A 3,511-nucleotide genomic window follows, 5' to 3' on the forward strand; every position below is an offset into this window, starting at 1 on the left:
GGGGGGGTGGGTCCGGTGGGGGGGGTGGGAGGGGCATGGATGCCGCGACCAAGCCCCCATGGACGGGTTTACGGCGTCCCCCTCAACCGGACCCACCCCGCCATCCCACGGAAAGCCAGCTTTTGACGTTGACGTTGCCGTGGCTTGAAGCAGGTGCAGGGCTGCAAGCCCTGCCATGACACCCCCTCCCTATACAGGTAAGTGCAGGTCACAGGATGAGCAGACGCCTTGTTGCTGCCATCGAACAGGTCCACATTCCTGTCCAGGACACGGGCCGCCGGCCCGTTGTCGAGACAACAGGAGACCTGCATGTCCGCTGCCCCCACCACCGCCATCTCCCGCGATCCGGCCACCGGCCAGCAGATCGCCAGCCACCCCTTCGCCACTGCCGCTGAACTGGAAGACTTCCTTAAGCGCGGCCAGGCCGGCTTCGCCGCCTGGAGCGCGCAGTCGCTGGACGCGCGCGCTGCCGTGCTGCGTGTAATGGCCGACGTCCTGCGCCGTGACCGCGAGCCGCTCGCCGCGATGGCTACCGCCGAGATGGGCAAGGTCCACGCCGAATCGCTGGCCGAGATCGAGAAGTGCGCGCTGCTGTGCGACTGGTACGCCGAAAACGGTGCGCAGTTCCTGCGCGATGAGCCCACCCAGGTGCCCGATGACAAGGCCTACGTGTCCTACCTGCCGCTGGGCGTGGTGCTGGGCATCATGCCGTGGAACTTCCCGTACTGGCAGGTGATGCGCGCAGCGGTGCCGATCCTGATGGGCGGCAACGGCTTCCTGCTGAAGCCGGCCGAGAACATCGTCGGTACCGCGCAGCTGCTCGATGCCGCCTGGCGCGAAGCCGGCCTGCCGGACGGCACTTTCATCGCCGCCAACATCAGCCGCGAGGGCACCAGTGCCGCCATCGCCGATGACCGCATCGCCGCCGTCACCCTCACTGGCAGCGTCGCCGCCGGTCGCAGCATCGCCGCCCAGGCCGGGCAGGCGCTGAAGAAGGTGGTGCTGGAATTGGGCGGCTCCGACCCCTTCATCGTGCTGGCCGACGCCGACCTTGATGCGGCCGTCGATGCGGCCGTGGCCTCGCGCTTCCAGAACACCGGGCAGGTCTGCATCGCCGGCAAGCGCATCATCGTCGAAGAGGCGGTCTACGAGCGTTTCGTGGCGCAGTTCTGCCAGAAGGTGCAGGCGCTGACCATCGGTGATGGCCGCGAAGCCGGCAACCGCATCGGCCCGATGGCTCGCCAGGACCTGCTCGAGCAGCTCGACGCGCAGGTGCTTGCTTCGGTCGATGCTGGCGCGCAGCTGCTGGTCGGCGGCCATCAGCTGGATCGCCCGGGCAGCTTCTACGCACCCACCGTCCTGGCCGGGGTGGAGCCGGGCATGCAGGCCTTCGATACCGAGACCTTCGGGCCGGTGGCCTCGATCAGCCGCGCCCGCGACGCCGACCACGCAGTGGAGCTGGCCAACCAGAGCGAATTCGGCCTCAGTGGCAACCTGTGGACCGGCAACCATGAACGCGCCATGCAGCTGGCACGCCGGCTGCAGACCGGCGGCGTGTTCGTCAACGGTTTCTCGGCCTCCGACCCGCGCGTGCCGATCGGCGGCGTGAAGAAGAGCGGCTTCGGCCGTGAGCTCTCGCACTTTGGCATCCGTGAATTCGTCAATGCGCAGACGGTGTGGTTCGACAAGCGTTGACGCGCGGCTTCCACCCTCTCTGCAACGATCCATCATCAGTCCAGCGAAAAGGACGGCATTCCAATGTCCAAGGGTTCAGATCTGCTTGTCGCCGCACTTGAGAACGAAGGCGTCGAGCGCATTTTCGGTATTCCCGGCGAAGAAAACCTCGACGTGGTCGAGTCGCTGCGCCATTCCAGCATCGAGCTCGTCATCACCCGCCACGAGCAGGCGGCGGTGTTCATGGCCGCCACCTACGGCCGCCTGACCGGCAAGCCGGGCGTGTGCCTGGCCACCCTTGGCCCGGGCGCGCTGAACTTCACCACCGGCGCGGCCTATGCGCTGCTGGGGGCATGGCCGGTCATCATGATCACCGGCCAGAAGGGCATCGTTGCCAGCAAGCAGGCGCGCTTCCAGATCGTGGACATCGTCAGCACGATGAAGCCGCTGACCAAGCTGGCCCGGCAGATCGTCTCGGCACGCACCATCCCGACCATCGTCCGCGAGGCCTTCCGCGTGGCCCAGGAGGAGCGCCCGGGCCCGGTGCTGCTGGAGCTGCCCGAGGACATCGCCGCCACCGAGGTGGAGGGCGTTTCCCTCATTCCCACCCACGCGGTGGACCGGCCGATTGCCAGCCCGGAGGCGCTGGACCGCGCGGCGGAGATCATCCGCGGTGCCGAGCGGCCGCTGCTGATGATCGCCTCGGCGGCATCGCGCCCGCAGTCCAGCGAAGCGCTGTCGGTCTTCGTGCAGCGCGCCGGCATCCCGTTCTTCACCACGCAGATGGGCAAGGGCGCGGTGGCGGGTGGCTCGGGCCTGTACATGGGTACTGCGGCGCTGACCGAGCGCGACTACGTGCACATGGCCATCGACCAGGCCGACGTGATCGTGACCATCGGCCACGAAGTGACCGAGAAGCCGCCCTTCGTGATGCGCCCGGGTGGCCCGACCGTCATCCATATCGGCTATTCGCAGGCCGCGGTGGAGCAGGTGTATTTCCCGCAGGTGGAGGTGATCGGCGATATCGGCCGCTCGCTGACCCAGCTGGCCGACCGCATCGAAGGCGCCGTGGCGCATGCCGATGCGCTGCTGCCGCTGCGCGCGACCATCCTCGAGCACCTTGCCGACCGTGCCGAGGAAGCGGGCTTCACCCCGCAGCGACTGGTACATGACGTGCGCCAGGTGATGCCGCCGGACGGCATCGTGGCGCTGGACAACGGCATGTACAAGATCTGGTTTGCCCGCAATTACCGCACCCAGGTGGCCAATACGCTGCTGCTGGACAACGCGCTGGCGACGATGGGCGCGGGCCTGCCGTCGGCGATCATGGCCTCGATCCTGTATCCCGAGCGGCGGGTGCTGGCGGTCTGTGGCGATGGCGGCTTCATGATGAACAGCCAGGAGCTGGAGACGGCGCGGCGGCTGGGGCTGAACCTGGTGGTGCTGATCCTCAACGACGGCGCCTACGGGATGATCCGCTGGAAGCAGGCGGTGGATGGCTTCACCGATTACGGCATGACCTTCAGCAACCCGGATTTCGTGAAGTACGCCGAGGCCTATGGCTGCAAGGGCCATGAGGTGACCGCCATCGAGCAGTTCATCCCGACCCTGGAGGCGGCGTTCAACGAGGGCGGGGTGCACCTGGTCTCGGTGCCGGTGGACTACTCGGAGAACCAGCGGGTGCTGGTGGAGGAACTGCGGCAGGCGTTCCCCGGGAACGGGTGAAGTGGCGCCGGGCCCCGCCCGGCGGATTACAGGCGCCTGACCCCCGGGGAATGCCCCGCGCTAACGGCTCCCGCGGGGCGCGGGCCGGGGGGGTTTGGTATGCTGGCCCCCC

Annotated in this window: 2 protein-coding genes; both read left to right on the top strand. The window is 67.9% G+C overall.

Features of this window, described 5'->3' with window-relative positions; genetic code table 11:
• Positions 1-309: 309 nt before the first annotated feature.
• The gene (locus ACVOK1_RS20360) at positions 310-1,695 is read left to right on the top strand and encodes an NAD-dependent succinate-semialdehyde dehydrogenase (RefSeq protein ID WP_481563086.1); all 1,386 of its coding nucleotides are present in this window, start codon (positions 310-312) and stop codon (positions 1,693-1,695) included.
• Positions 1,696-1,758: 63 nt separating this feature from the next.
• Positions 1,759-3,399 (top strand): acetolactate synthase large subunit, encoded by a 1,641-nt coding sequence (locus ACVOK1_RS20365; protein ID WP_481563087.1) that lies wholly within the window; start codon positions 1,759-1,761, stop codon positions 3,397-3,399.
• Positions 3,400-3,511: the final 112 nt, after the last annotated feature.

The organism is Stenotrophomonas sp. STEN087 (genome assembly GCF_056759115.1).